General features: G+C 67.5%; 16 protein-coding genes. 6 read left to right on the top strand and 10 right to left on the bottom strand.

All coding sequences use genetic code 11. The features are described 5' to 3' along the window. Positions 1-27 precede the first annotated feature (27 nt). The 10 genes from tuf to BA022_RS13925 all read right to left on the bottom strand — a co-directional run bounded on the left by tuf (position 28) and on the right by BA022_RS13925 (position 9774). Positions 28-1218 carry an elongation factor Tu gene (gene tuf, locus BA022_RS13880; RefSeq protein ID WP_011806991.1) on the bottom strand — a complete coding sequence of 397 codons (1191 nt, stop codon included), beginning with the start codon at positions 1216-1218 and terminating at the stop codon, positions 28-30. A 182-nt stretch (positions 1219-1400) separates the two neighbouring features. Beyond that, complete coding sequence (gene fusA, locus BA022_RS13885) at positions 1401-3509, bottom strand: elongation factor G (RefSeq protein WP_088887835.1); 2109 nt, start codon at positions 3507-3509, stop codon at positions 1401-1403. A 155-nt stretch (positions 3510-3664) separates the two neighbouring features. Next, positions 3665-4138, bottom strand: a complete 474-nt coding sequence (rpsG, locus tag BA022_RS13890; protein WP_011803739.1) for a 30S ribosomal protein S7 — start codon at positions 4136-4138, stop codon at positions 3665-3667. A 170-nt stretch (positions 4139-4308) separates the two neighbouring features. After that, entirely contained in the window at positions 4309-4686 is a 378-nt protein-coding gene (gene rpsL, locus BA022_RS13895) for a 30S ribosomal protein S12 (RefSeq protein ID WP_003059441.1), read from the bottom strand. A gap of 150 nt (positions 4687-4836) precedes the next feature. Next, positions 4837-6000, bottom strand: coding sequence for a D-alanyl-D-alanine carboxypeptidase family protein (locus BA022_RS13900; protein ID WP_012655359.1), 1164 nt, complete (start codon positions 5998-6000; stop codon positions 4837-4839). 79 nt (positions 6001-6079) lie between these two features. After that, a complete protein-coding gene (locus BA022_RS13905) occupies positions 6080-6727 on the bottom strand; it encodes an alpha/beta hydrolase (RefSeq protein ID WP_088887836.1) in 648 nt (215 codons plus the stop codon). 83 nt (positions 6728-6810) lie between these two features. Then, a complete protein-coding gene (locus tag BA022_RS13910; RefSeq protein WP_011803736.1) occupies positions 6811-7152 on the bottom strand; it encodes a (2Fe-2S) ferredoxin domain-containing protein in 342 nt (113 codons plus the stop codon). Positions 7153-7161: 9 nt separating this feature from the next. Next, positions 7162-8259 (bottom strand): VanZ family protein, encoded by a 1098-nt coding sequence (locus tag BA022_RS13915; protein ID WP_088887837.1) that lies wholly within the window; start codon positions 8257-8259, stop codon positions 7162-7164. Between the two features lie 97 nt (positions 8260-8356). Further along, positions 8357-8785, bottom strand: a complete 429-nt coding sequence (locus BA022_RS13920) for a CopD family protein (RefSeq protein WP_011803734.1) — start codon at positions 8783-8785, stop codon at positions 8357-8359. 209 nt (positions 8786-8994) lie between these two features. Then, positions 8995-9774, bottom strand: a complete 780-nt coding sequence (locus BA022_RS13925) for a lipoate--protein ligase family protein (protein WP_228403609.1) — start codon at positions 9772-9774, stop codon at positions 8995-8997. Between the two features lie 94 nt (positions 9775-9868). On the opposite strand from BA022_RS13925, the gene hemB reads away from it, so the two are divergent. From hemB to BA022_RS13955, 6 genes are all read left to right on the top strand, one after another. Next, positions 9869-10876 carry a porphobilinogen synthase gene (gene hemB, locus BA022_RS13930; RefSeq protein WP_011803732.1) on the top strand — a complete coding sequence of 336 codons (1008 nt, stop codon included), beginning with the start codon at positions 9869-9871 and terminating at the stop codon, positions 10874-10876. 39 nt (positions 10877-10915) lie between these two features. After that, entirely contained in the window at positions 10916-12121 is a 1206-nt protein-coding gene (locus BA022_RS13935) for a magnesium transporter CorA family protein (protein ID WP_088888624.1), read from the top strand. A gap of 104 nt (positions 12122-12225) precedes the next feature. Next, complete coding sequence (locus BA022_RS13940) at positions 12226-12741, top strand: MarR family winged helix-turn-helix transcriptional regulator (RefSeq protein WP_088887839.1); 516 nt, start codon at positions 12226-12228, stop codon at positions 12739-12741. Between the two features lie 58 nt (positions 12742-12799). Continuing rightward, positions 12800-14353 carry an efflux transporter outer membrane subunit gene (locus BA022_RS13945; protein WP_088887840.1) on the top strand — a complete coding sequence of 518 codons (1554 nt, stop codon included), beginning with the start codon at positions 12800-12802 and terminating at the stop codon, positions 14351-14353. A gap of 37 nt (positions 14354-14390) precedes the next feature. Continuing rightward, the gene (locus tag BA022_RS13950) at positions 14391-15599 is read left to right on the top strand and encodes an HlyD/EmrA/EmrK family protein (protein WP_088887841.1); all 1209 of its coding nucleotides are present in this window, start codon (positions 14391-14393) and stop codon (positions 15597-15599) included. Positions 15600-15609: 10 nt separating this feature from the next. Further along, positions 15610-17178: a DHA2 family efflux MFS transporter permease subunit gene (locus BA022_RS13955; RefSeq protein ID WP_088887842.1), complete on the top strand. Its 1569-nt coding sequence runs from the start codon at positions 15610-15612 to the stop codon at positions 17176-17178. Positions 17179-17205: the final 27 nt, after the last annotated feature.

Genomic DNA, 17205 nt, shown 5'->3' on the forward strand with positions numbered 1-17205 from the left:
TGTGTATTCCTTCAGTGCTTTGCTGGATTACGCAATGATCTTGGCAACGACGCCGGCGCCCACGGTACGGCCGCCTTCGCGGATAGCGAAGCGCAGGCCTTCTTCCATGGCGATGGGGTTGATCAGCTTCACAGTGATCGACACGTTGTCGCCGGGCATCACCATTTCCTTGTCGGCCGGCAGCTCGATGGAGCCGGTCACGTCGGTGGTGCGGAAGTAGAACTGGGGACGGTAGTTGTTGAAGAAGGGCGTGTGACGGCCGCCTTCGTCCTTGCTCAGCACGTACACCTCAGCCGTGAAGTGGGTGTGGGGCTTGATGGAGCCGGGCTTGCACAGCACTTGGCCGCGCTCGACGTCTTCGCGCTTGGTGCCGCGCAGCAGCAGGCCCACGTTGTCGCCAGCCTGGCCCTGGTCCAGCAGCTTGCGGAACATTTCCACGCCGGTGACGGTGGTCTTTTGCGTGTCGCGGATACCGACGATTTCGATTTCTTCGCCGACCTTGATGATGCCGCGCTCGACGCGGCCGGTCACCACGGTGCCGCGGCCGGAGATGGAGAACACGTCTTCCACGGGCATCAGGAAGGCGCCGTCCACGGCGCGCTCAGGCGTGGGGATGTAGGTGTCCAGGGCTTCGGCCAGGCGCAGGATGGCGGGTTCGCCCTTGTCGGACTGGTCACCTTCCAGGGCCAGCTTGGCGGAGCCGCGGATGATGGGGGTGTCGTCGCCGGGGAAGTCGTACTTGTCCAGCAGCTCGCGCACTTCCATCTCGACCAGCTCGAGCAGTTCCTCGTCGTCGACCATGTCGCACTTGTTCAGGAACACGATGATGTAGGGCACGCCCACCTGACGGGCCAGCAGGATGTGCTCGCGCGTCTGGGGCATCGGGCCGTCAGCGGCCGAGCACACCAGGATGGCGCCGTCCATCTGAGCGGCGCCGGTGATCATGTTCTTGACGTAGTCGGCGTGGCCGGGGCAGTCGACGTGGGCGTAGTGGCGGGTGGCCGTTTCGTATTCCACGTGCGAGGTATTGATCGTGATGCCGCGCGCCTTTTCTTCAGGGGCGTTGTCGATCTGATCGTAGCCCTTGGCTTCGCCGCCGAACTTCTTGGACAGCACCGTGGCGATGGCCGCCGTCAGCGTCGTCTTGCCATGGTCCACGTGACCGATCGTGCCCACGTTCACGTGGGGCTTGGTACGTTCAAACTTACCTTTTGCCATTTTCGAACTCCAAAGAGCAATGCCTGTGTGAGGGTTTAACGTCTGCATCCGGTTGCTGGTTCGGCCCGCACAGTGCAACAGGACGGCACCGGATCGCAGATTGCAAGAAACTTGCTAGAAAACAGGAGCTGCCTGCGCTTGATGGACAAGCGTTAGCAGCTCTTTTTGCTTATATGCCCGGCTTACTTGGCGCGGGCCGCAACGATGGCTTCGGACACGTTGCGCGGTGCTTCGGCGTAGTGCTTGAACTCCATCGTGTACGTCGCGCGACCTTGCGTCATGGAGCGCAGTTGCGTGGCGTAGCCGAACATCTCGGACAGCGGGACTTCGGCCTTGATGGCCTTGCCGCCGCCGACCATGTCGTCCATGCCCTGCACCATGCCACGACGGCTGGACAGGTCACCCATCACGGTACCGGCGTAATCCTCGGGCGTCTCGACTTCCACGGCCATCATGGGCTCGAGGATGACGGGGTTGGCCTTGCGAGCCGCTTCCTTGAAGCCGAAGATGGCGGCCATCTTGAACGCCTGCTCGGACGAGTCCACGTCGTGGTACGAACCGAAGGTCAGGCGCACCTTGACGTCCACCACGGGGTAACCCGCCAGCACGCCGGAGGTCAGCGCTTCGATCACGCCCTTCTCCACCGCAGGGATGTATTCGCGAGGAACCACACCGCCCTTGATTTCGTCGACGAACTCGAAGCCCTTGCCGGCTTCTTGCGGCTCCAGCGTGAACACCACGTGGCCGTACTGACCCTTACCACCGGATTGGCGCACGAACTTGCCGTCCACGTCGGTGACGGTCTTGCGCACGGTTTCGCGGTAGGCCACCTGGGGCTTGCCCACGTTGGCTTCCACGTTGAACTCGCGCTTCATGCGGTCCACGATGATTTCCAGGTGCAGCTCGCCCATGCCGGCGATGATGGTCTGGCCCGATTCTTCGTCGGTGCGCACGCGGAACGACGGGTCTTCGGAGGCCAGGCGCGACAGGGCAATACCCATCTTTTCCTGGTCAGCCTTGGACTTGGGCTCCACGGCCTGTGCGATCACGGGCTCGGGGAACACCATTTTTTCCAGCACGATGGGCGATTCGATATCGCACAGCGTGTCGCCGGTGGTCACGTCCTTCAGGCCCACGCAGGCAGCGATGTCGCCAGCGCGAATTTCCTCGATTTCCTGGCGTTCGTTGGCGTGCATCTGCACGATACGGCCGATACGCTCCTTCTTGCCCTTCACGGCGTTGAACACGGTGTCACCCTTGGTCAGGACGCCCGAGTACACGCGCACGAAAGTCAGCTGGCCCACGAACGGGTCGGTCATCAGCTTGAATGCCAGGGCCGAGAATTTCTCGTTGTCGTCGGCCTTGCGCGACAGCTTCTTCTCTTCGTCGTCGGGATCGGTGCCGGCCACGTCGGGGATGTCCACGGGCGAGGGCAGCAGATCCAGCACGGCGTCGAGCATGCGCTGCACGCCCTTGTTCTTGAACGCGGAGCCGCACAGCATGGGCTGGATTTCCGTGGCGATGGTGCGCTGGCGCAGGCCGCCGATGATCTCGGCCTCGGACAGGTCACCCTCTTCCAGGTACTTGTTCATCAGCTCTTCGCTGGCTTCGGCGGCGGCTTCCACCATGTTCTCGCGCCACTTCTTGCAGGTGTCGACGAGCTCGGCGGGGATCTCGCCGTATTCGAACTTCATGCCTTGCGAGGCCTCGTCCCAGATGATGGCCTTCATCTTCAGCAGGTCGACCACGCCCTGGAAGTTGTCTTCCGCACCGATCGGCACCACGATGGGCACAGGGTTGGCCTTCAGGCGCAGCTTCATCTGGTCATAGACCTTGAAGAAGTTGGCGCCGGTACGGTCCATCTTGTTCACGAAGGCCAGGCGGGGCACCTTGTGCTTATTGGCTTGGCGCCACACAGTCTCGGACTGGGGCTGCACGCCACCCACGGCGCAGTACACCATAACGGCGCCGTCCAGCACGCGCATGGAACGCTCCACCTCGATGGTGAAGTCCACGTGGCCGGGGGTGTCGATGATGTTGATGCGGTGCTCAGGGCGGGACAGGTCCATGCCCTTCCAGAAGCAGGTCACGGCGGACGAGGTGATCGTGATGCCGCGCTCTTGCTCTTGCTCCATCCAGTCGGTGGTGGCTGCGCCGTCGTGCACTTCGCCCAGCTTGTGGGTCACGCCCGTGTAGAACAGGATACGCTCGGACGTCGTGGTTTTGCCAGCGTCGATGTGTGCGGAGATACCGATATTGCGGTAGCGCTCAAGGGGTGTTTTGCGAGCCATGATGAATCCTTGGTTGATCGCTTGGGTTTCGGAGCCGCACGCTGCGCGCGACTATTGTCTTAAGGGCCTCCATCAACACAAGGCCGCAGCGCGCTTGTGCACGCCTGCGGCCTTTATCGTGATCAGAGATGAACCCTTGATGACTTCCGTCTGGTTTAGAAGCGGAAGTGGCTGAAGGCCTTGTTGGCTTCGGCCATGCGGTGCACTTCGTCACGACGCTTCATGGCGCCACCACGGCCTTCGGTGGCTTCCATCAGCTCGTTGGCCAGGCGTTGGGCCATGGACTTCTCGCCGCGCTTGCGGGCGGCTTCCTTGATCCAGCGCATCGACAGGGCCAGACGGCGCACGGGACGCACTTCCACGGGCACCTGGTAGTTGGCACCGCCCACACGGCGGGACTTCACTTCGACCATCGGCTTCACGTTGTTGATGGCCGTGACGAACACTTCCAGAGCATCCTTTTCAGGCTGCTTCTGGGAGATCAGATCCAGGGCGCCATAAATGATGCGCTCTGCAACTGCTTTCTTGCCGCCTTCCATGATCACGTTCATGAATTTGGACAGCTCGACATTGCCGAACTTGGGATCCGGCAGGATTTCACGTTTGGGGACTTCGCGACGACGTGGCATTTTTTACCTCTATCTTTGCTTCAGTTGGCACCGTTCCCGGCACCGCGAGAGCCATTCAGGACTCCCACTTACTCGACCCGCGCAGAACACCTGCGTTTAGGGTCACTACGCTGTGTCACCGCGCCACGCGGGAACAGCACCGAAAAATCTCAGACCGAAAGGTCCAGGGCTTACTTGGCCTTGGGCTTCTTCGCGCCGTACTTGGAGCGGGCCTGCTTGCGATCCTTGACGCCTTGCAGGTCAAGCGAACCGCGCACGATGTGGTAACGCACACCGGGCAAGTCCTTCACACGACCGCCGCGCACCAGCACCACGCTGTGCTCTTGCAGGTTGTGGCCTTCACCGCCGATATAGGAGATCACCTCGAAACCGTTGGTCAGGCGCACCTTGGCGACCTTACGCAGAGCGGAGTTAGGCTTCTTCGGCGTCGTGGTGTACACACGGGTGCACACGCCACGGCGCTGGGGGCAGTTTTCCATAGCAGGGCTTTTGGATTTGACAACTTCGACCGTGCGGCCCTGACGCACGAGTTGGTTAATGGTTGGCATTAATACGTCCCTAAACGTGAATTGCTATAAAAAGCGAAAACGTGAAACCCTTCGGAAATTCCGAAAAGCCTTCTAATGTACCAGTTTGGAAGCGGACAGGCAATCCGGGGACGATGAACCCCCGGCTGAGCCGCCTCCAAAGCGTGGCGATTACTTGATCCAGAGGCGAATGGCGTCCCAGGCACGGCCGAAGATGCCGGCCTGTGCCACATCCTCCAGCGCCACCAGGGGCACCTCGGCCACCTGCTGCTCACCCAACTTCACCTTCAGCGTGCCGATGGCCTGTCCCTTGGTGAAGGGCGCGACCAGCGGGTCCTTGCGCACGATCTCGGTCGTGACCTTGCCCGCGCTGCCCGAAGGCACGGTGATCACGATGGCTTCGGGGCGGCCGATCTTGAGGGTGCTCTGCGTGCCCTTCCACACGGCGGGCGTGGCGGCAGCCTGGCCAGCGTCGAACAGCTTCACCGAATCAAACGCCGTGTAGCCCCAGTTCAGCAGCTTCTGGCTCTCGTTGGCGCGGGCGTTTTCACTCGCGGCCCCCAGCACGATGGACAGCAGGCGGCGCTGCCCCACATTGGGAAACTCGCGCTTGGACGTGGCGACCAGGCAATAGCCCGCGGCGGCGGTGTGGCCGGTCTTCAGGCCGTCCACCGATGGATCGCGGAACAGCAGCATGTTGCGGTTGTTGCTGTTGGAGGCGGGCGTGCCCTCGTAGCGGTACTGCTTGGTCGAGTAGTAGTGCATGTACTCGGGGAAGTCCTGCATCAGCCGGGTGGCCAGCGTGGCCAGGTCGCGCGCGGTGGTAGTGTGGCCGGGCTCCGTCAACCCCTCGGGGTTCTTGTAGGCGGTGTTCGTCATGCCCAGCGCCTTGGCCTGCTCGTTCATCAGGCGCACGAAGTTTTCCACCGTACCGCCCACACCTTCGGCCAGGGCCACGGTGGCGTCGTTACCCGACTGCACGATCATGCCCTTGAGCAGGTCGTCCACCGGAACCTGCATCTTGGGATCGATGAACATGCGCGAACCCGGCATCTTCCAAGCACGCTCGCTCACCGGCAGGCGCTGCTCCAGCGTGATCTTCTTGGCGCGCAGTGCGTCAAAGACCAGATAGCCCGTCATGAGCTTGGTCAGCGAAGCCTGCTCCACCGGCGCGTCGATGTCCTTGGTCGCCAGCACCTGGCCGGCCGTCACGTCCACCAGCATGTAATTGCGGGCGGCGATCTCCGGCGGTTGGGGCACCTGCGCCCAGAGGATGGCGGGGGCCATCAGGGCGGCGCAGGCAAAGGTTCGCAGGGAGGACAAAAGAGACTTCATGGTGGGAACAGGCACTCGGGAGACGGGAGAAGAAACGGGCCGACCGCATGGCCGGCACAAGAGAAATGGTGCCGCGCCGTCAGGGCGCGGATTGCAGGTGGCGCATGACCAGGCCCTTGAGCAGCGGCAATTGTCCGTGAAAGAAATGACCGCCCCCAGGCACAACCGTAACCGGCAGTGTCTGCGGGCGCGCCCAATCCATCACAGCGGACAGGGGCACGGTGTCATCGGCTTCGCCGTGCACGACCAGGGTGCGCAGATGGGCCTCGGCGGGTACGTCGGCCACCTTGAAACGGCTGGCCGCCGTGCCCACGAGCACGGCACGCTCCACCGCACGCTCACCCCACAGGCGCGCCAGCGCGTGGCTGGTGACGAAGGCGCCGAAGGAGAAACCCGCGAGGGCAATCGGCACGGCGCCAGGCCCCTCGGTCGCCACCTGGCGGACGACGGCCAGCAGATCCTCCAGCTCACCGCGCCCTTCATCATGCACGCCAGCGGTACCGCCGACGCCGCGGAAGTTGAAGCGCACGGCCGTCCAGCCGCAGGCCACGAAGGCGCGCGCCAGGGTCTGCACCACCTTGTTGTCCATGGTGCCGCCGAAGAGCGGGTGGGGATGGGCGATCACCGCCACGCCGCGCGGCGGTACGCCGTCGGCCGCGGCATCGCGCGCGGCTTCGATGGCACCCGCGGCGCCCGTGAGGGTCAGGCGTTCGGTCTGGGCATTCACGTTGCTATTCAATCAAGAGCTGCCCGCGCTGGATGGGAAAGCGCTGGAGCCCAAAACACTACAAAGAGGATAGTGAGCGCAAATCAGCGGCCAAGTTCCGGCGGCGTGAGCAAACGCTCGACCACCACGCCGTTCTTGAGGTGCGACTCCACGATCTCGTCGATGTCGCTCTCATCCACGTAGGTGTACCAAGTCCCTTCGGGATAGACCACGGCGATGGGGCCGCCGGCGCAGCGGTCCAGGCAGCCCGCCTTGTTCACGCGCACCTTGCCGGGGCCCATCAGGCCCTGCTGCTTGACCAGCATCTTGCAGCGGTCAAACGCCTGCTGGGCGCCATGGTGGGCGCAGCAGTTCTCGCCGTTCGTGCGCTCGTTCAGGCAAAAGAAGATGTGGCGCTGGTAGTACTGGGGGGTGGTGTCGCTCATGGCACGATTCTAGGAGTCGCCATCGCGGCGCGACACCCGCAATACCACATAGACGAGTGCCCCATAGGGCCAGAGCCAGCCCAGCCACTGCCCCAGGCCGTAGAAGCGGATGAAGCGCCCCTGCTCCCAGGCCTGCAGCGTCTGTGCGAAGTAGGCGCTGGTGGGCGCCTGGTTGAGCAGGTTCAGGTGCAGCATCAGCGCCAGCAGCAGCAACGCCGCGCAGCCGCGCCGCGGCACGGCCGCCATCGCCAGGGCCGCCCCCAGGGCAACGAGCACGCCCATGCGGGCCGGCAGCGTGAGCCACTCCCAGGCGTGCGTGGGCCCGTAACTCAACAGCGACGACAGCGCCGTCACGCCCACGCCCACGGCGGCCGTCGCCAGTGCGAAGGCCATGCGGCGCCCCGCATGGCGCATGACGCAGTAGCCCAGCAGGCAGGGGATCAGCAGCCCCAGCGCGACGGCCATGAGCTCGGCGCCCGGCGACAGGGGCTCCAGCGGCGCCTCGCGCACGGGCAGCCACTGCAGAAACGGCGTGTCCTGCAGCGCGTCGATGAGCGCGGCCTCCAGCCGCTCCCACATCTGCCCCAGGCCAAAGGGCAGCGCCGCCGGGAACAGCAGGGCCCAGGGCCACAGCGCCAGTAGCACCAGCGCGCCGCGCGCATGCGGAACGAACCAGCGCTCGCGAAAGCGGCTCCAGCGCGCAATGGCCCCGAAGCGCTCCAGCAGCGCGGCCGCCAACGCTCCCAGCAGCGCACCGGTCGCGTTGAGCGCGAAGTCCATGTTGGACGGCACCCGCCGCGGCAGGAAGATCTGCAGGTATTCCATGCCCAGCGACAGCAGCGCACCCGCCAGTGCCGCCAACGGCACGGCCGCGCGCGGCCAGCCAGAGCGCAGGCCCGCCAGGGCCAGCAGGAACCCCAGCGGGGCATAGCCCGCGATGTTCATGTTGACGTCGAACCAGGTCCAGTACGGCGGCGGGATGCGCGCCGAGAAGAACACCCAGGGCGAGATTCCCTGCTCGCGCCACCCGTCGAACGGGAACAGGCTGGCGAAGACGATCAGCGCCGCGTAGATGAGCGCCAGAGGCCAGGCGGACGTCTTGTGCATGCCCTCTCAATCACCTCGCGCCGTGGCCGCTGCCGCCCGCCACGCGCCGCCCCCATTGCGAGGAAACGAAGCCGGGCAACGCTGCAGCCGGTGCATCTCAGAACGGCTTGACGACCACCAACACCACGGCGACCAGCAGCAGCAGCACCGGCACCTCGTTGAACCAGCGGAACCAGCGGTGGCTGTGCTGGTCCGCGTTTGAAGCCAGCCTGCGCAGCAGTACGGCGCAGGCGTGGTGGTAGCCCACCACCAGCAGCACCACGGCCAGTTTGGCGTGCAGCCAGCCGTTGCCCGGCCCCTTGCCGATGCCGTAGCCCAGCCACAGCCACAAGCCCAGCGCGATGGCGGGGACCGACAGCAGCGTGGTGAAGCGCAGCAGCTTGCGCGCCATGAGCAGCAGGCGCTCACGCTCGGCCACCGACCCGGGCGCCACCATGGCCAGGTTGACGAAGATGCGCGGCAGGTAGAACAAGCCAGCAAACCAGCTGGCGACGAAAACGATGTGAAAGGCTTTGACCCAGAGCATCGGCGCAGTGTACGTGGCGGTGCTGGCGCTGCATTACCCGGCCGGGACGCGGAACCGCCATGAGGCAAAAAAATGCCCGGAAATCCGGGCGGAAAACCCCGCCGCGTCGCAGGCAGCGGGGCCCGCTCAGGGAGGTGAAGCGGGGGGCGGAGGGGCCGCCCGGGGCCAATCTAGCACCCACCGCCAGGGTGCGCAAGATGGAGCGTCCGCTAGGGACGGTTCGGCGCCGTTGCCTGGCGCGCGGGGTCGTCCGCCGCCTCGCCCGCGCCGTCGCCCGCTTCTTCACCCAGCGTCTGTGTCAGTGCCACGCGCAAGGCGCTGGCCATCTGCTGCGCATCCGGCGCACGGGCACTGAGTTCGGCGCACGAAACGGTGCGCGCGCGCAGTGCAGCTTCGTCGCCCTGCTGGTCCAGCGCCTGGCACAGCAGCGCCCAGTCCGGGGGCGTGACCAGGGTGCCCGCCACCAGCAGCACGCCGGCGCGCTGGCGCCGCTGGGCCAAGCCGACCAGCTTGCGGCCGGCGGCATCCACCACCTCCCACGGTGCAAGGCTGCCGTAGCAGGCCCAGGGCACCACCGGCCCGCCGAGGGCGTTGGCAGCGGCGACCTGATCGGGCGGCAACGCCCGCGCCGCCACGCCCCACGGGGCCAGCACCTGCGCATGCAGTTGGCCCAGCCCCTGGTAGCTGTCGGGCAGGCGGCCCTGCACCCAGGGGTGCGATGGCGGCAGCACCACCGAACAACTCACCATCCACGGGCCGCACAGCACCGCACCGCCGCCCGAGGGGCGCTGCAACAACTCCATGCCGGGCGCCAGGCGCGCGCGTGCCCCGTCCAGATAGGCGCGCTGCGAGCAGCCCAGCACCACCGCGGGCGTTTCGTAGGTCCACACGCGCCAATAGGGCCGCGTCACTGCGGTTTGCATGTACCGCTGGTTCCAGCGGTGCTCCTGTGCTGCGGTGGTAATGGCGCACTCCTGGCGAGATGGCATGCGGCACAGGCTACCACCAGCGGCCACGGGCAGGCCCGCGCAAGGATGAGCGCAGGGGTGGAGCCCGGCATGGGAGTGAAGGACAATCGACGCCATGCATCTGTCCAGCCCCACCCCCTTTCCCGCCAATCGCCCGCGCCGCCTGCGCCGCGATGCATTCACCCGCAACCTGGTGCGTGAGACCGTGCTCACGCCGCACGACTTCATCTACCCGGTGTTCGTGCACGAGGGCTCCAACCTGCGCGTACCCGTGGCGTCCATGCCCGGAGTGGAGCGCCTGAGCCTGGACCTGCTGTTGCCCGTGGCTGAAGAGTGCGTGAAGCTTGGCATCCCGGTGCTCGCGCTGTTTCCGTCGATCGATGCGGCGCTCAAGACGCCCGATGGCAAGGAGGCGCTCAACCCCGACGGCCTGATCCCGCGCGTGGTGCGCAAGCTCAAGGCCGAGTTTCCCGACTTGGGCGTGATGACCGACGTGGCGCTGGACCCCTACACCAGCCACGGCCAGGACGGCCTGCTGGACGACACCGGCTACATCCTGAACGATGAGACCGTGGAACTGCTGGTAGGCCAGGCCCTGACCCATGCCCAGGCCGGCGTGGACATGGTCGCGCCCAGCGACATGATGGACGGGCGCATCGGCGCCATCCGCGAGGCGCTGGAGGCCCACGGCCAGATCTACACCCGCATCATGGCCTACAGCGCCAAGTACGCCAGCGCCTTCTACGGCCCGTTCCGCGACGCGGTGGGCTCGGCCGCCAACCTGGGGCGCAGCAACAAGAACGTCTACCAGATGGACCCGGCCAACACCGACGAGGCCCTGCGCGAGGTGGCGCTGGACCTGGCCGAGGGCGCCGACATGGTCATGGTCAAGCCCGGCATGCCCTACCTGGACGTGGTGCGCCGCGTGAAGGACGAGTTCAAAGTGCCCACCTTCGCCTACCAGGTCAGCGGCGAGTACGCCATGCTCAAGGCCGCCGCCGCCAACGGCTGGCTGGACCACGACAAGGTGATGATGGAGTCGCTGCTGGCCTTCAAGCGCGCGGGTGCCGACGGCGTGCTGACCTACTTCGCGCTGGACGCCGCGCGTTTGCTCGCAAAATAATAGCTGCTTGCGCTTGCACCATAAGCGTTGGAGGCCGATTTGACCCTAACCCCGCAGGCGATCCGCATCTTCCACCTCCAGCCCGGCGCCCAAGCGCGGGAACTGCCCGAGCTGCCCACCCAGCCGCCCGCGCGGGGCTTTTACTGGATCGCCTGCACACGTGCGGCGTTCAGCACCGAACTGCCGCGCCTGCAGGGCGTGCTGCAGGCGCTCACGGGCCAGCAGCTGGTGGACCTGCACGTGTCCGACCTGCTCAACACCCAGCTGCCCTCGCATTACGACTACACCTCGCAGTACGACATGCTGGTGGTGCGCCGCCTGAGCGCATCGCTCGCCCCCGCGGCCGCCCCGCTCATGCCGGCGGCGGCGCGCGGCGGCCCGCCCGTACTGCGGCGCATCGACACCAGCCCCGTGGGCTTCGCGGTGTTCGACCAGGTGCTGCTGTCGGTGCACCCGGCCGACTGCTCCGTGCGCGATGCCTACGCGGCGCGCCTGATCACCCCGCCGGCTCCGACGACGACGCCCCCGCCCGAGGCGCCCAACGGCAACGCGCTGCCCGCCACGCCCGCCGAAGCCGTGGTGCGCGAACTGCGCACCGGCCCTGTGGCCGGCACGCGCCTGCCCGCCAGCCCGGCCGACCTGATGCTGCGCATGGTCAACCAGATCGTGGACAACTACCTGGACCTGCGCCGCGAGCTGTCGCGCCAGCTTGACCACTGGCAGGCCGAGCTGCTGCAGCCGCGCACGCGCTTCAACAACTGGCGCGCCCTGATGGACGCGCGCCTGACCCTGCACCAGCTCGACGAGATCTGCGAAGACCAGCGTGCCGCCGTGCAGGCCTGGTGCGCGGTGCTGGAGACCTGGGCCCCCTCGTCGGACACGCCGGCGGCCCTGCGCGAGCTGGACCTGCTCAAGGTGCGCAGCCGCGACGTGCTGGAGCACATCGAGCGCGTGGTGCACCACGTGCGCCGGCTGGAGCAAAGCACCGAGGCCACGGTGCAGATGCACTTCTCGGCGCAGAGCAACCGCACCAACGACATCATGCGCACGCTCACGGCGCTCACCGCCGTGTTCCTGCCGCTGAACCTGATCGCCGGCATCTTCGGCATGAACTTCGAGTTCATCCCCTTGGTGCACAAGCAGGACGGCTTCTGGTGGGCCATGGGCAGCATGACCGCCACGGCCGTCGGCCTCACGCTGTTCTTCTGGCGCAAGCGCTACCTGGCACGCACCGGCCAGGGCTGACCCCTTCGCCGCACGCGCGGCTGCACGGCCACGGCGTCCCGGCTTCCAGCAGGGTTTTGTTTTACTGCTTTGACAATGATTGATCAGTCAACTATTGTCACGGCATGAATTCACCTTCCATTCCGCCCCCCCTGTCGGCGGATGCCGCCTGCCCGCTGTCCGACCCGGAGTTGCCGGTGCCGTTCGAGATCGAGCGCAGCATCGGCTTTCAGATGCGGCGCATCACCACCCTGCTGGGGTATGAGGTGGAGCGCCGTATGGAGCCCCTGGGCCTGACCGATGCGCAGTGGAAACCCCTGCTCCGCCTGCTGCTGGACCCGCCCGGCACCGCCGCGGCCCTGGCGCGCATGTGCCACCTGGACGCGGGCGGCCTCACGCGCCTGCTGGACCGGCTGGAGGCCAAGGGCCTGTGCCAGCGCGAGCGATCGCAGGAAGACCGTCGCGTGGTGCATGTCGCGCTCACGCCAGAGGGCCAGGCCGTCGCCGCCCAGCTGCCCGCCCTCCTGGGCGAGGTGCAGGACCAACTGCTGCAGGGCTTCTCCGCCGAGGAAGAGGCGCAGTTGCGCGACTTCCTGAAACGCATCTACGCCAACGTACGCCCTCCAGAAGGCGGGCCATAGGCGCCAGCGCCTGGGCCTTGCAGCCCGCCCCGTTTGCCCTTTGCCGAGAGACCACAACATGAAAAACCACCTCTCACCCTCCAGCGCCCCGGCGCTTATTCCTCCAACCGCGCCCCGCGGCAGTGCGCTGCTGTATGGCGCCACGCTGGCCATCGCGCTGCTGGCCCTGCCTCTGCTGTCGGGCTGCGCCGACATGGCGGGTATCGACTCCCACGCCCGGATGCGCGACCCTGCCTCCCTGGGCCTGGCCACTGCGCCCTCATCCGGCGCAGATGCTGCTGTGCAGCCGCAGACTGCGGTCTCCGCCGACTGGTGGCGCAGCTTTGGCGATGCGCAGCTGGATGCGCTCATCACCCAGGCCTTGCAAGGCAACCCCGGGCTGCAGCAGGCCGCCGCCCGCATCGCGCGCGCCGAGGCCTTTGCCGACACCGCCCGCGCGGCCCAGAGCCCGCAGGTCAACGGCAGCCTGGACGCCACGCGCCAGCGCTACAGCGCCAACGGACCCTACCCCCCCGGCCAGGCCGGCGCCATTCGTAGCGTGGAAACCGCCCGCCTGTCGGGCAGCTGGGAGCTGGACTTCTTCGGCAAACACCGTGCCGCCCTCGCCGCCGCACTGGGCGAGGCCCAGGCCGCGCGCGCCGACGCCGAGGCCGCGCGCCTGCTGCTCGCGAGCCGCGTGGCGCAGGGCTACTTCCAGCTGGCACGCTTGCAGGCCCAGCGCGCCGTGGCCGAGCGCACGCTGCAGCAGCGCACCGAAATGCTGCAACTGGTGCAGCGGCGCGTGCAGGCCGGACTGGACACCCAGCTGGAGCTGCGCCAAAGCGAAGGCGCCCTGCCCGAAGCGCGCCAGCAGATCGAGGCGCTGCGCGAGCAGGAAGCCCTGGCACGCAACGCGCTGGGCGCGCTGATTGCAGACCCCCAGACGGCCCAGACGCTGACCCCACAAGCGCTGGCAGCTATCCATTTTTCAGAAACCCCCGCCGCCGTGCCCGCCGACCTGCTGGGCCGCCGCCCCGACGTGGCGGCCGCGCGCTGGCGCGTGGAAGCCGCCACCCAGGACATGGGCGTGGCGCGGGCGCAGTTCTATCCCAACGTGAGCCTGACCGCCTTCGTGGGCCTGGCCAGCGTGGGGCTGGACCGTTTCATCGAGGCCGGCAGCCGTGAATGGGGCGTGGGCCCGGCGCTGCGACTGCCGATCTTCGATGCCGGCCGCCTGCGCGCCAACCTGCGCGGGAAGGCGGCCGACCGGGACGCCGCCGTCGAAAGCTACAACGCCGCCCTGCTGGAAGCGGTGCGCGACGCGGCCGACCAGCTGGCCAGCAGCAGCTCGATCGCACGGCAGATCGCGGAGCAGCGCCAGGCCGGCGAATCCGCGCAGGCCGCCTATGGCATTGCGCGGCGCCGCTATGAAGCCGGCCTGGGCACTTACTTACAAGTGCTGTCGGCCGAAAGCCAGGTGCTGGCCCAGCGCCGCCTGGCCGTGGACTTGGCCGCGCGGCGGCTGGACAGCCAGGTGGGCGTGATGCGCGCCCTGGGCGGCGGCTATGCGGCCACGCCGCCGCCCACGGCGCAAGCCCCGCAAGCGGCCCCCACGGTGGCGGCCGCCCGCTGAATTCGCCCCCATTCCCCCTTTTTTGCCCTTGTCCACCATGACCGCAACTCCCTCCACCCCTTCCACCGCGTCGAAGGCTTCCCGCCGCAAGGCGCTGCTCACCCTGGCCGGCGTCGTCGTGCTCGCCGGCTGCGCCTGGGGCCTGTACGACTGGCTGGTCGCCAGCCACTACGAGCACACCGACAACGCCTACGTGCAGGGCAACGTCATCCAGATCACGCCGCAGACCGGCGGCACGGTGATGTCCATCCTGGCCGACGACACCGACTTCGTGCGCGCCGGCGCCGCGCTGGTGCAGTTGGACCCGGCTGACGCGCGCGTGGCGCTGCAGCAGGCCGAGGCCAACCTGGCGCAGGCCGTGCGGCAGACACGCACGCTGTACGCCAACAACAGCGCCCTGGCCGCGCAGGTGCGCCTGCGCGAGGCCGAGGCCGCACGCGCCCAGGCCGAGATCGCGCGCGCCGAGGACGACCTGCGCCGCCGCCAGGCCCTGACCGGCGAGGGCGCCGTCTCGCAGGAGGAACTGCGCCACGCGCAGAGCCAGCTGCAGACCGCGCGCACGCAGTTGGCCGCTGCGCAGGCAGGCGTGGCCGCCGCGCGCGAGCAGCTCGCCAGCAACCAGTCGCTCACCCAGGGCGTCGCCGTGGCGCAGCACCCCAGCGTGCAGGCCGCAGCCGCCAAGGTGCGCGAGGCCTACCTGGCCGATCGCCGCACCGCCCTGCCCGCACCCGTGGACGGCTACGTGGCGCGGCGCACGGTGCAACTGGGCCAGCGCGTGGCCGCGGGCACGCCGCTGATGACCATCGTGCCGCTGCGCGAGGTCTGGGTGGACGCCAATTTCAAGGAGAACCAGCTGCGCAACCTGCGCCTGGGCCAGCGCGCCACGCTCGTCGCCGACCTGTACGGCAAGAAGGTGGAATACACCGGCACCGTGGCCGGGCTGGGCGTGGGCACGGGCGCGGCCTTCGCGCTGCTGCCGGCGCAGAACGCCACCGGCAACTGGATCAAGGTGGTGCAGCGGGTGCCCGTGCGCATCGCGCTGGATGCCGGGCAGCTGGCCGAGCACCCGCTGCGCGTGGGCCTGTCGATGAACGTGAGCGTGGACACGCAGGACCGCAGCGGCCCCGCGCTGGCCGATGCGCCGCGCAAGGACGCGGTGGCCAGCACGGCCGTGTACGACACGCTGGACAAGGGTGCCGATGCCGACGTGGCGCGCATCATCCGCGCCAACCTGGGCACGCTCTGAGCCGACGCGCATGACCGCACCCGCACACACACCGCCGCTGCCGCCGCCACCCCTCACGGGCAGCGCCCGGCTGTGGGGCACGCTGGCCCTGTCGGCGGCCACCTTCATGAACGTGCTGGACACGTCGATCGCCAACGTGTCCCTGCCCGCCATCGCGGGCGACCTGGGCGTGAGCCCCACCCAAGGCACCTGGGTGATTACCAGCTTTGCCGTGGCCAATGCCATCGCGGTGCCGCTCACGGGTTGGCTGTCGCAGCGCTTCGGGCAGGTGCGCCTGTTCGTGGCGAGCGTGGCGCTGTTCGTGATCGCGTCGTTGCTGTGCGGCCTGGCGCCCAACATGACGCTGCTGATCGCGGCGCGCGCGCTGCAGGGCTTCGTGGCGGGGCCGATGATCCCGTTGTCGCAGTCGCTGCTGCTGTCCAGCTACCCGCGCGCGCTGGCGGGGCTGGCCATGGCCATGTGGTCCATGACCACGCTGATCGCGCCGGTCATGGGGCCGCTGCTGGGCGGTTGGATCACCGACAACATGACCTGGCCGTGGATCTTCTACATCAACGTGCCCGTGGGCATTGCCGCCGTGGTGGTCACCTGGGGCATCTTCCACCAGCGCGAGACCGAGCGGCGCGCGCTGCCCATCGACTCCATCGGCCTCGCGCTGCTCGTGATCTGGGTGGGTGCCATGCAGGTCATGCTGGACATCGGCAAGGAGCACGACTGGTTCGAGTCGCCCTGGGTGGTGGCCTGCGGCCTGGTCGCGCTCGTGGGCCTGGTGGCCTTCGTGGTCTGGGAGCGTGGCGAGGACCACCCCGTGGTGGACCTGGCGCTGTTTCGCATCCGCAATTTCTGGGCCGGTGCGCTGGCCACCTCCGTGGGCTACGGCCTGTTCTTCGGCAACGTGGTGCTGCTGCCGCTGTGGCTGCAGCAGTACATGGGCTACACCGCCACGCAGGCCGGCGAGGTGATGGCGCCCGTGGGGCTGCTGGCCATGGTGCTGTCGCCCCTGGTGGGCAAGAACATCGCCAAGGTGGACCCGCGCCGCTTTGCCACGCTGGCCTTCCTGGTGTTTGCGCTGGTGCTGTGGATGCGCTCCAATTTCAACACCCAGGCAGACCTCGCCACCATCATGGTGCCCACCATCATCCAGGGCGTGGCGATGGCGTTCTTCTTCATCCCGCTGGTCACGATCACGCTGTCGGGCATTGCGCCCGACCGCATCCCGGCGGCCTCGGGGCTGTCGAACTTCATGCGCATCACGGCCGGCGCGGTGGGTACGTCCGTCACCACCACGCTGTGGGAGCGGCGCGCCAGCCTGCACCATGCCCAGCTGACTGAAGGCCTGCACCAGGGCCACCTGCCCTTCACGCAGGCGCTGCAGGGCCTGCAGGCCGGGGGTCTCACGCCCGAGCAGGCACTGGCGCAGGTGGAGCGGCTGGTGAACCAGCAGGCCTTCATGCTCGCGGCCAACGACATCTTCTATGCCTCGGCCCTGCTGTTCCTGCTGCTGATCCCGCTGGTGTGGCTGGCCCACCCCACGCGCGCTGCCAGCGGCAGCGCCGACGCCGCGGCCGGTGCGCATTGAGCGGCGATGTCGGTGCGAAAACGCTAT

The sequence above is a fragment of the Diaphorobacter nitroreducens genome (assembly GCF_002214645.1).
Classification (GTDB): Bacteria; Pseudomonadota; Gammaproteobacteria; order Burkholderiales; family Burkholderiaceae_C; genus Diaphorobacter; species Diaphorobacter nitroreducens.